This is a genomic window from Butyrivibrio sp. VCB2006, assembly GCF_000420945.1.
Taxonomy (GTDB): domain Bacteria; phylum Bacillota; class Clostridia; order Lachnospirales; family Lachnospiraceae; genus Butyrivibrio.
The window spans coordinates 134,247-155,217 of record NZ_ATVX01000002.1; the positions used below are offsets into that span (position 1 = coordinate 134,247).

Below are 20,971 nucleotides of genomic sequence, written 5' to 3' on the forward strand. Positions count from 1 at the left end.
AGTAAGCTCCTTTTAATGTGAATCCACACCCCATTTATTATATAAGTAGGCCACTTATTTTTCAAGAAGTCCTTTGATAACAAGCACATTGTTACGGTCTTTTTGCTTATAATCTACTTCTTTTCCCGATAAAGAGCTCTCACATTCTGATATCTCATCAAGTTCTTCCCAGGTTACAAGGCATATATGGCGCTTTTTTTCAGTATCCTTGGAAGGTCTTAACTTAGAATTTTCTTTAGCCTGACTTGCTCTCTTTTTGAAGGTTTCCATGTCCATTTTGGTGTAACCTGAAGCATAGTAAAAGGCATTCCATCTAAGATGTTCGGACTTAGCCAGATTCTCAAGCACCTCCCCAGGCAGTTCCTGTCCATTACAGACACCAAGTCTTTTTTGAAGAGCGGCCTGATAGTCAGCTGAAGCTCTTGAGCTCATTCTGTCAAAATAGCTGCAATCAGCCCAGTTCTTCTTGGGGGAAGCGCTGTTATTCATGTAGTAATGGTTGAGCTTTTTGGCGAGATCATCCATTGTTCCGGTGTAAAGAATATTGGCATCAAACAAACTATATCTTTCCACTAGTTTACCCACTTCAAACTTGGCAATGCAATCACTGCAGCACTGATAAACAGGAAGATTTATGCCTCTAGTCCTCATAAACTCCAGAATATTCATGGCAATTTCTCTGCCCATTCTGTCGTCTCCCACAGTAACAGCTATATATCTGAGTTTTTCAATATTTTCCTCAAGATATAACGCCAGCTCCCTACTTCTTCCATCGGCATTTTCAAAAGAAATATCATAGTTATCAAGAAGTGTACTAAATCTTGCCCTAAAGAAACCATCTGTATTACGGCCATGTGAATCAAAAACCTTCACCTTAAAGTTACTTCCTTCAAACTGACCGTTTATTATTATCTTTTCAAGAAGCTCCTGACCCTTTCTGCCAAATCCGATCAGCAGAACATTGGTATCACAGGTAGCCTTTCCCTTCTCATCAAAAGAGATTGCGTCGCATATAGGATATTTCTGCATAAGAAGTCTTGCCAAAAGTTCTGCCTTATCAAAGACTCTGACAGTTCCATAGCCATATCTGTCTCCGATTGCCTGAAGCATGTCACCGTTATGCTCCTCATAGCCGTAGAGAATAACCTCTGTCTGTTCAGGTCTGACCTTGGCCTTTTCCAAAGCTCTCAGCACCTTAACGGCATAGTCCAGATTCTCATCAATATTATTGGAAAGCGCACAGAGTCTGAACTTGCTCTTTCCACGCTTTACAGAAAGTCTGTGAAGAAAACTGACATCAGGATTAAGAGCCTTACTGTCAGCAAATAACAGCCCACCCATCTGGCTGATCTGTGTCTCTTTTCCATTGGCGTTAGTACCTACGTAAACAATGGATGTATGGTCGTTTCCGGAAAGATTTCGTCCATATGTCAGAGAGTTTTCTGTTATTCCATAAATAAGCTCCACATCATTAATATGCAAAAAGAATGTTCTGATCTTTTTGAGCATTCCCTTGGCAACCGCCATAATAATGGCACTGGCCAAAGAATAGTATGCAAGGAAGTGAACAATCCAAAATGGAATCATCCATTTGGAATCGGCGCCAACCATTTTTTCAAAGGCGCCAACATTATTGATACCGGCAAACATTCTGCCCACATCTACCACAGTTTCAAAGATTGCCGCAATCAGGTTTGTAGCTTCAAAAGCATGGGCGGTTCCATAAATACAGATTCCGCCTATGGATGAAATAAAGAACGTAAATCCCAGCCATTTTTCTCTCTGGTCCTGATTAAGTGCCAGGTATAAAATAACTGCGGCAAAAACCGCTGCTGAAAATAGTACGACTACAACGTATTCCATAAAATCTCCCTCAAAAGCCTAGAATTTTAGAACCATTTCATAATCTTCACTCCCCAATATATCACATTTTATGCAAACATTCTGCTTCTTTTACAGATTGTCATTTACATGCTAAAATGTGTTGTCGCATAACTTGTTGCAGCTTATAGCTTTTTAATATAGATATATTTGGGAGATTGATCCAAAATGATTCTTTCTGTACATAACATTAATAAAACATTTGACGGCAAGGATATATTGCGTGGTGCTTCATTTCATATGGAAAAAGATGAAAAAGCTGCCATTGTCGGTATCAACGGCGCCGGAAAGACAACTCTTATAAAGATTATTATCGGTGAACTATCTGCAGATGACGGAGATGTGACCTTTTCCAAGGATGTCACCTGGGGATATCTTGCACAGAACCAGAATATTGATTCAGAAAACACAATTTATGATGAACTTGTGGAAGTTAAAAAAGACGTCATCGAACTTGAGCGAAACATCCGACTTGCTGAAGAAAACATGAAGCATGTACAGGGGGGCGAACTGGAAGCCCTTATGGATAAGTACACCAGAATGCAGGATGAGTTTCAGCGCATGTCAGGCTACGCCTGGCAAAGTGAAGTTACCGGTGTTGCCAAGGGTCTTGGCTTTTTGGATGAAGAGCTGGGCAAGAAAATCAGCACTCTCTCCGGAGGCCAGAAAACAAGAGTTGCCCTCGGAAAGCTTCTTTTGCAGAAGCCAGACCTTATTATCCTGGACGAGCCCACTAACCATCTTGATATGAACTCAATCAGATGGCTTGAAAACTATCTTCTCAACTATAAGGGTGCTGTGCTGATCGTATCTCATGACAGATATTTCCTTGATAAAATAGCCGGAAAGATAATCGAAGTAGAAAATACCAAGGTTACATCCTTTACCGGAAACTACAGTGCTTACGCTGTTAAAAAAGAGCAGCTTCGTGCCACACAATGGAACGCCTATATCAAACAGCAGGCCGAGATCAAGCACCAGGAAGAAGTTATAGCCAAGCTTAAATCCTTTAACAGAGAAAAATCCATAAAGCGTGCCGAGAGCCGTGAAAAAATGCTTGATAAAATCGAAGTGTTGGATAAGCCCATTACTATCGATGACCGCATGAAAATAAGTCTTACCCCTTCCTGTGAAAGTGGAAATGACGTTTTGACTGCGACGGGATTATCCAAATCCTTTGGAAACGAGAAGCTCTTTAGCGGTCTTAACTTTGAAATCAAAAAGGGTGAACACGTTGCTATTATCGGTGACAACGGAACCGGTAAAACCACTCTTCTAAAGATAATTAACGGCGTTGAAAGCCTTGATGGCGGGGAAATTGACCTTGGAGTCAAGGTCCATATCGGCTACTACGATCAGGAGCACCATGTTCTTCATGACGAGAAAACCTTGTTTGAAGAGATTTCAGATGCCTATCCCAACATGAATAACACCGAGATCAGAAATACTCTGGCAGCATTCCTTTTTACCGGGGATGATGTATTTAAGCGTATCGGAGATCTTTCCGGTGGTGAAAAGGGCCGTGTATCACTGGCTAAGCTTATGCTCTCCGATGCAAACTTCCTGATTCTTGATGAGCCAACCAACCACCTGGACATTACATCTAAAGAGATTTTGGAAACAGCAATTTCAGGCTACACTGGAACCGTTCTGTATGTAAGCCACGACCGTTACTTCATCAACAGAACTGCCACAAGAATCCTTGATCTGACTCACGGAACCTTTGTTAATTACATTGGTAACTATGATTACTATATTGAACATGTAGATGAACAGATGAATCGCCTGTTTGGTGTATCCGGCAACGTAGGCAATGCTTCTCTTGCCGATGGCAGCTATAAATATGGCACTCCGGCTGCCCCTCAGGTTCAAGCTCCTAGTGATAATTCTTCGGCACTGGATTGGAAAGCCCAGAAAGAACTCCAAGCCAAGAAAAGAAAACTTGAGAATTCTCTTAAAAAGTGTGAAGACGATATAGCTAAGCTTGAAGCCAGGGACTCTGAAATCAATGAGCTTCTTGCAGATCCTTCTATCGGCACAGACCTTGCCAAGCTGCGAAAGCTCACAGACGAACAGACAGAGCTTCAGGATAAGCTTGCTACCTTGTTTGATGAGTGGGAGCAATTATCTTCCGATCTTGAAAATCTATAACTTGAAACGCAAAAGGATGCGCACAAAGCGCATCCTTTTTTATTCAAAATATTACATTTTCTCAAGTTCAGCTGCAATCGCATCAAGGAACTCTTCTGATCCAAGCTTAATAGGATTAGGAAGACTGGTAATAAGAGCAAGGTCTCCGGTCATACGTCCTGACTCGATTACTGATAAAGTTGCCTTCTCAAGGTTATCTGCAAAGGTCATGAGCTCAGAAATTCCATCAAGCTCTCCTCTCTTACGAAGGGCACCTGTCCAGGCAAAAATTGTAGCTACAGGGTTAGTTGATGTAGGTTCTCCCTTAAGGTACTTGTAATAATGTCTCTGAACAGTTCCATGAGCAGCCTCATACTCGTAAACACCTGTAGGTGATACAAGTACTGATGTCATCATGGCAAGTGAACCAAATGCTGATGATACCATATCGCTCATTACATCGCCGTCATAGTTCTTGCAGGCCCAGATAAATCCACCTTTAGACTTCATAACACGGGCTACTGCGTCATCAATAAGTGTGTAGAAATAAGTAATTCCTGCAGCTTCAAAATCCTTTTTGAATTCCTTTTCATAGATTTCATCAAAGATATCTCTGAATCTTCTGTCATAGGTCTTACTGATAGTGTCCTTGGTTCCAAGCCAGAGCTCTTTTTTCTCGGAAAGAGCATACTTAAAGCAGGCTCTTGCAAAGCTCTCTATAGAAGCATCCTTATTGTGCATACCCTGAATAATTCCGGGCTCTTTAAATTCGTGAATAGTCTCTCTGATTTCTGTTCCATCCTCGCCTGTAAATACAAGCTCAGCCTTACCTGGGCCCGGAACTCTTATCTCTACATTCTTGTAAACATCGCCATACGCATGTCTTGCAAGAGTAATTGGGCTTTCCCAGGTTCTGACATTAGGCTCGATGCCCTTTACCATAATAGGTGTACGGAAAACAGTTCCATCAAGAATTGCTCTGATAGTGCCGTTAGGGCTCTTATACATCTTCTTAAGGCTGTATTCCTTAACTCTCTCATCATTAGGAGTGATTGTGGCACACTTTACGGCAACTCCGTATTTAAGGGTTGCATTGGCACTGTCTACTGTAACCTGATCATCTGTCTCATCTCTATGCTTGAGACCAAGATCATAATACTCACTTTTAAGATCAACAAAAGGTAAAATCAGCTTGTCCTTGATAAGCTGCCATAAAACCCTTGTCATCTCATCCCCATCCATCTCAACGATGGGAGTTGTCATCTTAATTTTCTCCATTCCATCCTCCTATAAGTGTTACTCGTACATATCAAGAAGTCCCTTGTCGACCATGTTCTCATATGCGTTGATCATATGCTGGTTGGCAAGCTCTTCTGCTTTATCCGGGTTATTTTCCTTAATTGCTTCCATGATAAACTTGTGCTCTACGTTAGACACAGCACCTCTGTTACTGGAAAGTGTCTTTTGTCTTACTCTCCATACATAGCTGTGGTAATCCTTGAGCAAATGCTCAAGCATCTTGGAATTGCAAGCCTCATACATTATTGTGTGGAATCTGTTATCAAGCTCAGCCATCTGTTCCATATGTCCCCTTGCAGCATGGAACTCAGCCAGATAGATAACCTCTTCCATCTCCTCAAGCTGTTCCTTGGTGATATTCTCACAGGCCCATCTCGCGCAAAGACCTTCCAGTTTTGATCTGATCATATAGATATCTTTGATATCCTTGACCTTAATACCGGTAACATAAGCTCCCTTATTAGGTATGATCTGAATAAGGCCCTCAAGTTCAAGCTGTCTGAAGGCTTCTCTTACAGGAGTTCTGGACACTCCAAGTTCCTGTCCGATTGCAACTTCCTTAAGCTCCTCGTGATCCTTGTACTTACCGTTAAGGATGTCTTCTCTGATTCTGTTAAATACTCTTCCTCGAAGTGAATATTTATCGGTAACTTCACCTTTTAAATCACTATTTCCCATTTTTATCCTCTTACTTTTTTACAATCTCACCTTCCTTGACTACAATGCCAAGTTCCTTGCTGACCTTTTCAATCTCGCGAACAAGTTCTTTATCAGTCATAACAGTAACTCTTCCGCCTGCATACTCGCTGTCGACCCACTCTTTTATCTTGGTAACAAGGGGTGATGTCTTGGATAACATATGCTCGTCTCTAAGCTTGTAATGAACATTTATCCAGTGAGCAATTCCTGCAAGTCCTGAGGTGTTTGATACAGCACTTACCGGAGGTCTTCTGAGGAACTTCTCTGTATCAAAGATATTGTATATCTCCTCATTCTTGAGAAGTCCGTCTGCGTGAATACCTGCTCTTGTTACATTGAAGTTCTTACCAACAAACGGAGTATTGGCAGGAACCGTAAATCCGATTTCCTTTTCGTAATACTCAGCAAGGTCGGTGATAACCTGGGTATTCATGCCATTTAACGTACCCTTAAGTTGCGCATATTCAAATACCATGGCTTCAAGTGGCGTATTACCTGTTCTCTCACCAATACCAAACAAGGAAGTATTAACTGATGAACATCCATAAATCCAGGCTGTTGTTGAATTTGTAACCGCCTTGTAGAAATCGTTGTGTCCGTGCCACTCTATAAGTTCACTTGGAACACCGGCATTTGTGTTGATGGCGTATATGATACCCTGTACACTTCTCGGAATAACGGCACCTGAGAAATTTACACCATATCCCATGGTATCACAAGCTCTTACCTTAATAGGAATCTTATACTCATCCTTAAGCTTCATAAGCTCTAAGCAGAACGGAACAACAAATCCGAAAATATCTGCTCTTGTTATATCCTCAAGATGGCACCTTGGGCTGATTCCAGCCTCCAGACAGGAACGAACAACGCTAAGGTAGTGCTCTAGCGCCTGTCTTCTTGTCATCTTAAGTTTTAAGAAAATATGATAATCCGAACAGGAAACCAAAATTCCCGTTTCCTTCATCCCCATGGACTTAACAAGCTTGAAGTCCTCTTCACTGGCTCTTATCCAGCTTGTGACCTCAGGAAACTTATAGCCTCTTTCCATACATTTATACGCAGCATCACGATCGCTCTTACTATATAAAAAGAACTCGCTCTGACGAATCATTCCATTAGGTCCGCCAAGCTCGTGAAACATATCATAAATATGAACAATCTGATCTGTTGTATAAGGTGCTCTGGACTGCTGACCATCTCTAAAAGTAGTATCTGTTATCCAGATTTCCTTGGGCATATTGTGAGGTACGATTCTATCATTAAAAGGAATCTTAGGAACCTCTTCATATGGAAACATATTTCTAAATACGTTAGGCCTCTCAACATCGTCAAGAATATACATATGCTCCTCGATCTGAAGCAGATTATTCTTGTCATTCATGGTGACAGGCCGGTTTTGGAATGTACTATTATCCTGCATGATTACTTTCCCCGCGACAAAAAACTTGTCAAGTATGTTGCTGTTACAAGGTTAAAATTGTTCTTTGGGTATAATTGTATACAATCATACCATCCATGTCAATGCACTAAAGTACTAAAACAAGAATGCTTTATAATGTAGTATTTTCCATAAAAAAGAGGTGAGATACAATCATCTCACCTCGTAAAGACTTCAAAATATAGTATTTAGAATTTATTTTTCCTTGGGAAATACTTCTTAATATCCTCAAGAGGCTCAGGCTTAGCGTAATGGTAGCCCTGGATATACTCAAAGCCTCTTTCCAATGAATACTGGCTCTGAGACTCATCTTCCACGCCCTCAACCAAAGTGATAAATCCATTTTTTTTGAAAACTTCTATCATGTAGCTCATGATATCATCCATTCGGTTGTCATCCAGAGACTTATACAACAAAGTCTTATCAAACTTAATGGTTTTTACAGGGCAGTTCATAACTCTTTCGAAGGAAGAATAGCCTGTTCCGAAATCGTCCAAATAGAACTGTATACCCGCTCTTGTAAGAGAATTCATATTTTCGTTGGCAGTCTCATAATTCTCAAACATAGCAGATTCTGTTATTTCCAGCCTTATCTTGGAAATGTCAAAATAGTACTTCTCTATGACCTCCATAAGATCTGTATAAACATTCTCATGTGAAATCTCTTTGGAAGATACATTTACCGAGATAGCGTCAAAATCATAAAATTCCTCAAACTGTTCGATAGCTTTGCATACCTTATCAAGAACAATGCAGGTAATTGCATGAATTGTACCACTCTCTTCCGCGATTGGAATAAACTTTTCAGGACTTATGATCTTATTACCAATCTTAAGTCTTGTAAGCGCCTCTGCAGCTCTGAAGCTTCCGGTCTCAACACTATATATCGGCTGAGCATATACTAAAACTCTGTCATCCTCATAATCAAGCCTGTTTCTTATATCCTCAAGTGTAACAGCAATCTCATACTCTTCTATGAAATCATCATAGTCTGTAGGTTTAACAACATAAAAATGGCTACTATTCAGATCTTTAAAGCGCCTTGACAGGTACTCGAAATACTGCCTGCACTTTGTCGCCGTCTCAAGCTCCGGAAGTACTTCTCCCGATATCATAATATAGTTAATAGGAACATTCATATCAGCTTTGGCTCCATCAAGGACACCCCTGATATTATTTATAATTACAGAAAACTGTTTGTAATCTTCAACCTCTATTACATTTACATATCTTTCCTCGGAAACCCTATACATCTTAAAGCTGGGCCTTATTGCCTCCAAAGATCTGCAGATAGCCACCGCCTTCATATAAATTTCATCTACGTTATCGCCAAAGCTCTCTACATTCGGATACTTAAGTTCTACGTAACTGATGAACATTTTTTTCTTACCGATAAATTTATCCAGATAAGCTATAAGCCCATAAACGTTCTGGCTTCCTGTCATTTCATCATATGGATTTGAATGGAAAAGAATGTATCCAATAGTAAATACAGGAACATAACTCATTGACATAAATACCGAATGGAATCTGTCGACTATTACCATCTGACATGCCAAAAGAACTATGTCTACAGGAACAAGAATTATCACGGCATGCCAGATAACCCTTGCAACGTTGGTTCTGTTGGTAAGTGTGGCATTAAAACAGATAATTGCGCACACAATCCCCGCTCCGCAGTAGTACCTTACGAAATGTGAGATGTCTATTCCATCCACATCGTACCTATAGAAATTCCTGGAGGCTATTTCAATTATCACGCCGGCAACATACACAACGGACAGAACAGCATACATAAGGTGAAACTCCTTGCGCTGTGTACGTCTAACTATGGACATCATATTTACATAGGAAAAGATACAATACAGTATTCCATTGTAAAGAAGCAGGAATACCAGTATCTGCCCCATAAAACAATACCTGTTAAAATAAGGATCCGGATTATTTGCAACGTGAATTATGGAAATCTGCACAAGAATCGCTGCTACAGAAAAGATAATGCCATAGAAAATGTATTTGAAAACATATGTCTTTTTGGGCTTAGTGTACACAAGCAGCACCAAAAGAAGGCCTGCCATAATAAGCCCCGCAAGTTCACCTATATAATTATATGAAATAAAAGAATTCTCTACCATATTTACATATTATCACAAAACCGTTAATCAGATATTAAAATAATATTAATTATCCGCATAAAAAAGAGGCCCCTGCAACCTGCAGGAGCCCCATAAATCCCTATATTATTCTTCTGAATTAGCTGCAGCAACCTTATCTGCTCTTGCCTCAACTTCCTTGGCCTGAACATCTGAAGGAGCCTGCTCATATCTGTTGAATTCGTACTCGAAATCTCCGCTACCACCGGTCATAGAACGAAGCTGTGTACAATATCCAAAGAGTTCCATCATAGGAACCTCAGCTTCGATAACCTGCTTGCCTGTAAGAGAAGGATTCATTCCAAGAACACGGCCTCTTCTCTTATTAAGATCTCCCATTACATCACCTGTATAAGTATCAGGTACTGTAACCTTAAGAGATACGATAGGCTCTAAAAGTACAGGAGTCGCTTCCATGAAGCCTTTCTTGAAAGCGTTTGATGAAGCAACCTTGAAGGCCATTTCTGATGAGTCTACAGGATGGTAAGATCCATCGTAAAGAGTAGCCTTTACACCAACTACAGGATAAGCAGCCAAAGGTCCGCGAAGAACTGACTCAGCAATACCCTTTTCAACAGCTGGGAAGAAGTTCTTAGGAACTGCACCACCTACAACTTCCTGATCAAACTCATATGCCTTGGTCACATCACCAAGAGGAGCAAAGCGCATCTTAACGTGTCCATACTGACCATGTCCACCGGTCTGCTTCTTGTACTTGTACTCTACATCAGAGTTCTTACGGATAGTCTCTCTAAATGCTACCTTAGGCTTAGTAAGGTCGATAGCTACCTTGTAAACATTGGCAAGCTTACTCTGAACAACCTCAAGATGCATATCGCCCATACCATAAAGCAGGGTCTGACGGTTCTCTGCATCATTAACTGCCTTAAGTGTCTGATCCTCAGCACAAAGCTTAGCAAGAGACTGTGCAATCTTATCGATATCACTCTTATTCTGTGCATGATATCTCATGTAAGTATAAGGAGTTGAAATATCCATCTTAGCGTACTGTACAGGTGTAGCCTTGGTTGAAAGTGTATCACCTGTAGAAATATCAAGCTTCTGAAGAGCGCCAAGGTCTCCGGCATGAAGCTCAGGAACTTCTGTAGCCTTATTGCCCTGAAGAACATAGAGCTTACCAAGCTTAACCTCAGTATCCTTATTGGCAATGTACATAACATCATCAGGCTTGATGACACCTGAACGAACCTTGATAAGTGAGTACTTACCGATGAAAGGATCGATCATTGTTTTGAATACAAAAGCAGTCTTTGGCTTGGAGAAGTCAAAGTCAGCTTCAAAGATTTCATTAGTATTAGTATTGATACCAGCCATCTTACGGTTCTCTGGGCTGGGCATATACTTAACAATATCATCAAGAAGTGTATAAATACCCTGGCAAAGAGTACTTGAACCCATCTCGATAGGTACAATTGTTCCATCACATACGTTGGAACGAACAGCAGCTCTGATTTCTGCTTCTGAGAAGGTATCTCCGTTAAAGTATCTGTCCATGAATTCTTCAGATGTCTCTGCAACTGACTCGATAAGAGTATCTCTGCAGAGCTTAAGGTTAGCCTGGGTGTATTCGGGAACTTCGCACTCAACAACCTCTTTGCCTTCCCATCTAAAGCCCTTCTCCTGTATTACATTAACGTAACCAACAAACTTCTCGTTTTCACGAATAGGCAGATTGAAAGGAGCCATCTTCTTGCCGTATTTGTCAGTCATATCCTGCACAACCTGTCTATAGGAAACATCATCTATATCCATGTCTGCTACAAATACCATTCGTGGCAGTTTGTATTTCTCACATAATTCCCATGCTCTCTCGGTACCAACTTCGATACCTGCCTTACCTGATACAACAATAATAGCTGCATCAGCAACACTCATAGCTTCCTCAACTTCACCGACAAAATCAAAGAATCCAGGAGTATCAAGGAGATTAATCTTGTGTCCATCCCACTCTAATGGAATAGAAGAAGTGCTGATTGAAATATGTCTCTTCTGCTCTTCTTTATCAAAGTCACTAAGAGTATTTCCATCCTCGACTTTTCCCATTCTGGATGTAATACCTGCTAAATAAGCCATTGCCTCAGAGAGACTTGTCTTACCTGCTCCGCCATGGCCCAGCAGCACTACGTTTCTAATTTTGTCAGTCGTATAAACGTTCATATCAATGTCCTCCAGTTGCAATAAATTGGGTATTTTTGAGAAATACAGGGACAATAGACGCACATACAGCCGTAGTAGAACCTACCGCCGATTATATGCTATTTGAACAATATAGACTCCTCGCCCCAACAATTCTCATAAGTACATTTTACTAAATATAGTGTCCAAGTACAAGTATTTTCGGCTTTTTGCACAAAGTATTCCTCGTGCACAATAGGCCGTTTGTCATTGAACTTCTTCCAGTATAGCCTTCATTCCCTCTAAATCCGAGGTTTCAAAGAGGGCTTTTAATCTGGCAAATCTATCCTTATGATCTCCCAGATCATAATCTTCCATTTCCTTAAACAGCCCCTGTAAGTATCCATTATTATTCTGGCTGATACCTTCTCTTATAGCATCATACATGCTCTTTATAAGGAACTCATTATAATTTACCGAAGGTGCCTTTTTTTCTTTTTTATCGTTTTCTTCGGCTTTAGGCTCCTCTTTTTTCTCTTCTGCAGCAAAAATTGCAGAAAGAGGCTCTTTATAACTTCTAAGTTCCTCTATAGTTTCCTGGTGATGCTGCCTGATATAATCGATATTTCCTTCTTTTCCGGCCATTTCAAGAGCTTCTGCCGCTTTAGACAACGCAGATGCACCGATTAGTCTCGCTGAACTTTTTAGTGCATGAACCTTTATCGTATAATTCTCAAAATCCTCAGAATTATAGAATCCGCTAATTTCCTGTTCTCTGTTGTCTATCGAATCATAAAAGATCTTAAGGACGCTCTTAAAAGACTCCTCAGAGCCGCTGTTTTGTATAGCGACCTTGGAATCTATTCCGGGGATATTGTCATACCACTTATCTGATGGTGCACTCACCTGTCTGTCATTATCAGTTTCAGCACCGGCATTTGATAATTCATTTACTACTTTCTGAGTATCTACTGCATTTTTAACAACCTCCACTACCGGATCCTCAGGGAAAACAAGATACTTTTCAAGGTTGTACGGATGAATTCCTTTTTCAAGGTACATAATTCCGAAAGCTCCGGGACCACAGCTTACAGAAAGAGCTGCTGAAGCCTTCTGGAAAATGATGTTCTTAAACGGGGCATTTGCCCTTATTCTCTTTTCTATTCTCTCAAGTGCATCCTCAGCTACATCCGAATAAGTAACCATGACAACCTCAAGGTCATGGTCTGTTTTTCTTGGAATAGCAAAGTCTACATACTTATCGTAGCTCTTATTCCTGTTACCGATCTGAACTCTTTCAACCTTAAAGGTATCATTTTTGACTACAACAAATGGACGCAGTCCTACAGAAAGCATAAGTTCACAGAGCCTTTTGCCGATAAATCCTCTCTTATAAAGGACTGACGGATCACTGGCAACAAAGCTGCAACGAACATCCTTCTTTACCTCAGTCAGCGCATTCAAAATATGTCCAGGGCTCATGCCCTGATTAGCCATACTATAAGCAAGAAGAACCAGCATACCGGTAGAACTGGAATTATAGCCGGAATTAAATATAAAGACATTTCCATATGCCTTGGAAGCCTGTCTTGCCCTCTCAAATTCCTTACTGATTCCGGGAGCTACCGTAATATATATAAGCTGATGAGCCTTTTTAAGCTCTTTTGCAAAAAACTGTTCAAACTCAGCTACTGTAGGAGGCTCAGATGTAAAATCCATTCCGTTCTGCATGTATCTGATGATTTCATCAGCATCTGCCTCAAGACCATCGTAATACTCTTTTCCATCTGCATGGACCTTAAAAGGAATGGTATCAATCTGGTATTCCTTAAGGGTCCTGTTAGGCAGATCGCACATACTACTGGTGGTGATAATAAGCGGAATCTTTTTGTTGTAGCCCTTGGCTGTGTTGAGCTTAGACTTACTCTGTACGGCTGCCCTGTTAAGAGCAACCTTGGATTCAGGCAGATGAGTTAAGATCATTTCCTCAACCTGGGTACCTGACACAGGTTTTAAAAGATATCCGTCAAAACCGCTGGAATTATAAAGAACCCTATTCTCACTTCCTGCATTAGCTGTGAGAACAATAACCGGAACATGGTTATTAAGACCACCGGATTGTTTTCTGATGGCCTGCAAACACTCGATACCATTCATAACAGGCATCAGGTGATCCATAAAAATAATGTCATATCTTACAGCAATAGTACGGGCAAGAGCTTCAGCACCGCTGGTAACCGTGTCTACAGTAATACTTGTTCCGTCAAGCAGTTTTCTTTCTACCTCAAGATTCATCTCATTGTCATCAACAATAAGTATCCTTGCCTCCGGTGCGGAAAAGCTTGCCTCATACCTTTTATTATCCCTCACGCTGCCGTAGCTGGTAATGTTGATCTCGCCTACAGGCGCGGGATTGCTAACCTTCTGCCACAAGGAAACCGTAAAGGTTGATCCCTGGGAGTAAACACTGTTTACAGCAATCTCACCATTCATCAGTTCAACCAACTGTTTAACAATAGAAAGCCCAAGGCCGGTACCCTCAATCTTGGTATTTCTTTCTTCATCAATTCTCTGGAAAGCATCAAAAAGATAAGGGATTGAATCCTCTTTAATTCCCATTCCCGTATCAGAAACAGAGTAAATGATTCTTACATTCTCGTCCTTAATATCCTCTTTTTCTATATGGAGTGTTACAGTACCCTCATTGGTATACTTAACCGCATTATTAAGAAGATTTACCAGTATCTGTTTGATTCTGACCTCATCTCCAAAAAGCTCCTGGGGAAGTGTTGGGTCTATCTCAACTTTTAATTCCAGGCCTTTTTGCTCTGCCCTCAGCCGTAGCATATTTACAATTTCGGAAATAAAGGAAGAAACGCTATAGTTTACCGGAACAATATCCATTTTCCCAGCTTCAATCTTGGACAGGTCAAGGATATCATTAACAAGAGCCAGCAGCATTTTGCCCGCTCCCTGAATATTACCGGCGTCCTTTTTGATTTCTTCTGAAGCATCTTCCTGACGAAGGATGATCTCATTAAGTCCCAGAATCGAATTGATAGGCGTTCTGATTTCGTGGCTCATGCTGGAAAAAAATCGGTTCTGAGATTTATTGAGTTCCTCAAACTTCCGGGTTTCTTCTTTGGCTCTTTTGTTTTCCTCAATAAACATCCACTCCACAAACCAGACCATGATACAGCAGATAGTTCCTACCATGATAACCGAAACCAGTGAATCGATGAAGAAAATCTGCCTCTCATGTTCTACTACTCGCTCAGAATGCAGGTAGTTGTCAAAATAGAAAATAATGGATTCAATGGTAAGCACCACCAGCATAATAGGTCTCCACTTACCGCTTAGAACAAGACCTGTATAAAGATATGTAAATATGATCCAAAGGTATCCGCCGCCGGTAAGACCGCCTCCAAAATAAAACAGAATAGGAAGGATGATTCCCACAAGGCTAATTACAATAAATCGTACCGCAGACTGAACCTTGTTCCTTTTGACAGATACAATCGTAATGATTGGTACAACTATTATGGTTATGATCAAAGTCACAATTTCGACTAGATTCTCCCCCACAATAATATTGCTTATAAGCGCAAGAAATGCGCCAAAATCAGTCAAGAGTGTAAGGGCAATGAATACCCTCTCTCTGAGAGTCCTGGATGGGTCTTTTAATCTTTCAAGTACATTTTTAAGAAGCTTTCGAATCAAAACGTACCTCCATTATGGCTGTAATTACGTATCAGCCATTACGCGGTTCATTACTCTTTCAAAATCTACAATGTTAATAGGCTTGGAAATAAAACCATCAAAGCCTTCACTTAAGAACATTTCCTTGGCACCACTTACTGCATTGGCAGTAAGAGCAATTATCTTAACCTTCTTATTATCTCTTTCCGCAATGCTTCTTAATATCTTCATGGCTTCTACTCCATCCATTCCGGGCATCATATGATCCATGAAGATAACATCGTATTCATTCTTGTTGTACTTATCGATTGCCTCTTTGCCGCTTTCAGCTGTATCAACTATCATCTTGTATTCTCCAAACAATCCCCTTGCAACCACAAGATTCATCTGCTCGTCGTCAACAACAAGAGTTCTGACGCCCTCCAGTTCAGGCTTCTTCATATCTTTGGTAAGTACATCCTCTGCCTCTAATAAATTGCCATCAAGAATCTTAACAACTGTAAGTCCATGGAATGGCTTACCAACGGAAACAATTCCCGAATCCGTGATCTTAGGACAGTTTTTGCCGCAAATTACAGTGATAGTAATCTTGCCCTGGCCAAGATTTCTAATGTATGACTTATTCTTGGAATATTCATCATATCCCATAAATACGTGGGTAACATTGCCCTTGGTGATCATCTTCTTCAGATCATCAAGACTGGTTGCAAAGTACAGATTAACTCTAAGTCCTGCAGCCAGGTTTTTGCCCATATTTCTGTACATTTCACCGATAGCTGAAATCTTATGGTTTTCAGGATTATCGTAAAAGACAACATTAACAAACCTGTCCGTACTGATTCCCAGACATGGTGTTGGGTCAATTACTTCCTGGAAAATACTGATTCTGACAGTAGTACCTTTTCCGCGCTGGCTTTCAATCTTAACAAAGCCGTTCATGGCTCTGACAAGGCCATATACTATGGAAAGTCCAAGGCCGATACCTCCTGTGCTTCTTGTTCTCTTTCTGTTAGCCTGATAAACGCCCTTCTGAACGCTTTCTATATCTCTCTGAGTCATACCGATTCCGGTATCAGTAACCTCTATTATGAGGTTTACACCATACTCTTTTTTCAGCGCTGAAATCCTAAGGCATGCACCGCCTTCATTGGTAAACTTAAAGGCATTATCAAGAAGATGCGATATTATCTTCTGTATTTTTCTTATATCTCCCTTTAAAACTGCAGGGACATTGGGATCCAGGTCAACGATAAATTCCAGGTGTTCCTTGATATGCATTGAATGATAGTTGGCAAGAATATCATGAATAATAGAAGTCACCATATATCTGCCATTTTCCAATGTTATATTATTTTGCTGTATCTCACTGTAATCCTGGATATCTTCTATCTGCCCTGCCATACGAAGGCCGGCGTTTCTGATCTGGATAATATCCTCTCTTGCTTCTCTCCTTAGTATCAGATCCGTAAGGCCATTAATTACATTAAGGGGAGTCCTAAGCTCATGAGAAATATTTACAAGGAAATCCTCCATGTCGCTATCGTAGTTATCTTTTTCCCCTTTGAGTTTTTCTATCTCTGTACCTGCCTCCTTATTCTTCTCAATAAGTCCGCGTAAAATAATATTTATAAAGACAGCCGCTGCAAAATGAAGAGCTATTCTCGATATATTAAGTGCGTCAAAGGAAAAATTCCCTGTTCTTATCGAAGATATGATCTGGGCTGCCATTAAAAAGAAATACTCAATAATGACAAAATGCAAAAACTCCACTCTTCCCAAAAGGGCTGCCACACCCATCAAAAGAGTAGAAATAACTATTACGTCAAAAAAGCTGGAGTTGTGAACTCCATGGTAAAAAGAGACCACCATAGAGAAAATAAGGTAAAAGTTTTCCCTGTAGGTAACCTTGTTATACTGCACAATATGCATCCACCACATAGCCCCGATTCCGAAGGCAATGAGAGGAGCCATCCAATACTCCCACCCCATGGATACGATCTCAGCTATGGCGCCAATACACAGTGCTGATATTATGAGGACCGCAGTACTATGAACCATGTTTTTTTCCTGAGCATTTTCTTCCAAAACTATACTCCCTTGTCCTGTTCAACCTTTTCATTCTCTAATAGTTCAAAGGTATGTTTAATAACAACCTCGATATCATTGGCTCCGTTAGAACAAAATACCGATGCTACTGTGGCAAGACACTTTCTCTCATGTAAAAGCCTCTTGGCTCTAAGAACATCATTCTCAAAATATGTCTCATCATTTTCAAAGCCAAAGGCAACAAAGTTCTCCCCTGACAATCTGTAGACATTTTCTTCTCCAAAGGCCTCCATCATACTCTTGGCTGTATTTTGCACCATTGCATCTCCTGCGTCGTGGCCCAGGTTAGCATTTATTTCCTTAAGATCATCTATCTCACAAAGCACATATCCAAAGGCTTGAGAAACATCCAGCTTTTCCTTCATAAATTCCTTGAGGGCTGTACGATTCTTGGCTCCGGACAAAGAATCATGGTAGCTGTAGTATATGATTCGGTCCTGCTCCTTGCGCTGATTTATCATCTGAGCAAAGAAGTAGGGCAAAACCCCCATTATCTCATAAACATTGTTTATAGATTCCTTGGGAATATCAGCTATTCCAACAAATCCAATGGGTTTATTACCGAGCACAAGAGGGCTAAATACTGCATTGGAAAGATTTCCCATTTCCATCATGGAATACATAAATGGTGATAAATCCTTTATTTCTTCTGCATTCCGAATGATAAAACAATTATTCTCTGCTGTCATAATACATTCGTGCAGCTTTTCTATTTCTTTTTCGGAAGGTATACTCTCAATTTCCTGATCCATAGGAGTAAGGCCGTCTGCATACCACTCGTATGTAGCCTGCATTGCTCCATTTTTTTCGCCTTCAAAAATATAGGTTCGCTTTGCCTGAAGTTCTTTTCCCAGATATTCAAGCAAAAGCTTAATGCTCTCAACGGGATTCCTTGAAGTTGCAGAAAACTGTAAGGATCTGTTGATAAAGCGCTCTCTGTCCATATCCGCCTGATCTCTTGTCCACCAGCTGACAAACTGCAGAATCATGATAATTATGAACACTACTATTCCAAAGCGCATAAAAGCGCCATAGGAATCCTCTAACTTGTTTTCTTCACCCCACATAAGTACATCCAAAACTGTCAGTGCAATCAGTATTCCTATTCCTATGTCGAAGTTTTTAAGCCCTGTTGGCCTATCCAGACTCTTGCAATGCATTCTGTTTTCAACCGAGTATATTATCATAATGATCAGATCGCTGGCAGCCACAAATAAAGAAAAGTACACAAGCGAATTCATCATGTCTATATTTGCCACGTATCTTAGGAGGATCATACCCACTTCTGCGCCCACTGACACCACAAACGCCAGAATGTTATATATTTTCTTTTTTAATACGGTCAGGGAAACAAAAAAGACAACAAAAGGATATCCTATCATAGGAATCAAAAGTGTTCCTATGATACGCCAGAAATAATAATGACCAGACAAAAGCTGAATAACACTGGTGTTGATAAGGCACCACATGCCCACGCAGAATGAAGCTATTCCAAGGGCGATAACGTCAAAGGGCTGTCTGGATTTATCCGGAATTCCAAGCCACAAAATAACAAGAAGCAGTCCAAAGAAGATTATTAGTACTGAAGCAATTACCAAAAGTGCTCTGTCATAAATAAACCTTCGAATGTAATCTGCAGGTTTGCCTAAATACACTCTAAAGAGCTGACCTGACATCTCATTATTTATGAGCTGATCAAACTCCAGGGTGATGATTTCACCACCATCTTCTCTTGAGATTCCAACATTATGAAAGGCTATTCCATAGCCCATTCCGGTAATGTTCTCTTCTGTGTTGAAATCATATATTCTGCGCTTTCCCATCATGACCTTAATATTTACATTTCTTGATTCAAAGCACAGACAATCTCCGTCAAAAATGTAATACGGAAGCTTCTTGGTAAGGACAATTTTACCACCGTGATCTTTTACGTTAAGGGACGAAATCTTATAACTATTGCCGTTTTCATCAAGCCATTCATCATTGTAATCCGTCATTTCCGGCAGATAGCTGCGGCTGAAAGCATCCGAGAAGAAAAGTGCAATCACAAAAAGAAGTATCACTACGGCCGCAAATATTCTATTCAGTATTTTATTTATTCCGGTCTGTTTGTTACTTTCCTGCATTTTCAATCTCCTATACGCATACTTCTTGTTATGCATACTTTCTGCTATACATAATTTTAACATGCAATATTACGTTAAATTATTATTTTAATATTAAATATTCATTCACGAATTAAGCTTTCTTGCGTTGACTTTCGCACACCACAGTGTTATAGTATTATCCAGTAATCATGCGTGATATGGGGGATTTTTCCATTATGAATATAAAAACATACGGTTTTATAGGCCTTGGTCTTATTGGTGGTTCAATGGCCCGCGCAATTAAGGCCTTCGACCCAAGTTGTCGTATCATGGCCTATGCTCCTCACAAATCTACTGTGGATGCAGCCAAAGCCGACGGCACTATAGACATTGCTCTCGATAAAATCGGACCTGAGTTCACAGAATGTGACTACATTTTCCTGTGTGCTCCCGTAGAGATAAATAATGACAATCTTGAGCTTCTCCTTCCTTACTTAAATCCCAAGACTACACTTACAGACATTGGAAGCGTCAAGAACAGTATTCATGAAAAGGTAAAAGAACTGGGCCTGGAAGGACAGTTTATCGGCGGTCATCCCATGACCGGTACCGAACGAATCGGATATCAGAACTCCAAGGCAGCCCTTCTTGAAAATGCCTATTATATCCTGACCAGGACAGATTCCTGCGACGAAGATAGATTAAGCGACTATTATGACCTGGTAAAGGGAATGGGAGCTATTCCTCTGGTAGTTCCTTATCTTCAGCATGACTTTGCCACAGCTGCCATCAGCCACGTGCCTCATGTTTTATCGGCAGCACTGGTTAACCTTGTAAAAAACAGTGACAATGAAGATGCCCTTATGAAGACTATTGCAGCCGGTGGTTTTAAGGATATTACAAGAATATCTTCCTCTTCTCCTGTAATGTGGCAGCAGATCTGTAACACTAACTCAGACAATATATCAGGGCTTTTATCGAATCTCATAGATTCACTTATAGATATTAAGCTAGCTGTGGATGAGCATGACAGTGATAAGCTTCTTGATTTCTTTACATCTGCCAGAAGCTACAGAGAGTCCTTCTCTGACTTTACCAGCGGCCCTATCCAGAAAACCTATGTACTGCATGTTGATATAAGCGATCAGCCCGGTAATCTGGCTAAGGTGGCAGTTCTTTTGTCAGAAAAAAACGTCAACATCAAGAACATTGGAATTGTTCATAACAGAGAGTATGAGCGAGGAACACTTAAGATTGAGTTCCACACAGGAAATGACCTAAGCGAAGCCTCCAGGCTCCTGTCAGAAGCAGGATACACGGTGGTATTAACTCAGTCATAAACA

11 protein-coding genes are annotated in these 20,971 nt (G+C 40.5%); 2 read left to right on the forward strand and 9 right to left on the reverse strand.

Translation table 11 applies throughout. The features are described from left to right. Positions 1 to 54: 54 nt before the first annotated feature. Positions 55 to 1,863: a hypothetical protein gene (locus tag G613_RS0102055; protein WP_029231068.1), complete on the reverse strand. Its 1,809-nt coding sequence runs from the start codon at positions 1,861 to 1,863 to the stop codon at positions 55 to 57. A 186-nt stretch (positions 1,864 to 2,049) separates the two neighbouring features. Between G613_RS0102055 and G613_RS0102060 the strand changes: the two genes are divergently transcribed. After that, on the forward strand, positions 2,050 to 4,032 hold the full coding sequence (locus G613_RS0102060) for an ABC-F family ATP-binding cassette domain-containing protein (RefSeq protein WP_029231069.1): 1,983 nt from the start codon (positions 2,050 to 2,052) through the stop codon (positions 4,030 to 4,032). A 51-nt stretch (positions 4,033 to 4,083) separates the two neighbouring features. Here G613_RS0102060 and G613_RS0102065 read toward each other — a convergent pair whose 3' ends face one another. From G613_RS0102065 to G613_RS0102100, 8 genes are all read right to left on the reverse strand, one after another. Then, positions 4,084 to 5,289, reverse strand: a complete 1,206-nt coding sequence (locus tag G613_RS0102065) for an NADP-dependent isocitrate dehydrogenase (protein WP_029231070.1) — start codon at positions 5,287 to 5,289, stop codon at positions 4,084 to 4,086. Positions 5,290 to 5,307: 18 nt separating this feature from the next. Continuing rightward, complete coding sequence (locus tag G613_RS0102070) at positions 5,308 to 5,988, reverse strand: GntR family transcriptional regulator (protein ID WP_029231071.1); 681 nt, start codon at positions 5,986 to 5,988, stop codon at positions 5,308 to 5,310. Between the two features lie 10 nt (positions 5,989 to 5,998). Further along, positions 5,999 to 7,429 (reverse strand): 2-isopropylmalate synthase, encoded by a 1,431-nt coding sequence (locus tag G613_RS0102075; protein WP_029231072.1) that lies wholly within the window; start codon positions 7,427 to 7,429, stop codon positions 5,999 to 6,001. A gap of 206 nt (positions 7,430 to 7,635) precedes the next feature. Beyond that, a complete protein-coding gene (locus G613_RS0102080; RefSeq protein WP_029231073.1) occupies positions 7,636 to 9,582 on the reverse strand; it encodes an EAL domain-containing protein in 1,947 nt (648 codons plus the stop codon). Between the two features lie 105 nt (positions 9,583 to 9,687). Then, entirely contained in the window at positions 9,688 to 11,778 is a 2,091-nt protein-coding gene (gene fusA / locus G613_RS0102085; protein ID WP_029231074.1) for an elongation factor G, read from the reverse strand. A gap of 225 nt (positions 11,779 to 12,003) precedes the next feature. Next, on the reverse strand, positions 12,004 to 15,456 hold the full coding sequence (locus G613_RS0102090; protein WP_029231075.1) for a DegV family protein: 3,453 nt from the start codon (positions 15,454 to 15,456) through the stop codon (positions 12,004 to 12,006). A gap of 24 nt (positions 15,457 to 15,480) precedes the next feature. Further along, entirely contained in the window at positions 15,481 to 17,520 is a 2,040-nt protein-coding gene (locus tag G613_RS0102095) for a hybrid sensor histidine kinase/response regulator (protein WP_029231076.1), read from the reverse strand. Between the two features lie 2 nt (positions 17,521 to 17,522). Next, on the reverse strand, positions 17,523 to 19,667 hold the full coding sequence (locus tag G613_RS0102100) for a GGDEF domain-containing protein (RefSeq protein ID WP_029231077.1): 2,145 nt from the start codon (positions 19,665 to 19,667) through the stop codon (positions 17,523 to 17,525). A 197-nt stretch (positions 19,668 to 19,864) separates the two neighbouring features. Between G613_RS0102100 and G613_RS0102105 the strand changes: the two genes are divergently transcribed. Then, entirely contained in the window at positions 19,865 to 20,968 is a 1,104-nt protein-coding gene (locus tag G613_RS0102105; protein WP_029231078.1) for a prephenate dehydrogenase/arogenate dehydrogenase family protein, read from the forward strand. The last annotated feature ends 3 nt before the right edge of the window (positions 20,969 to 20,971 follow it).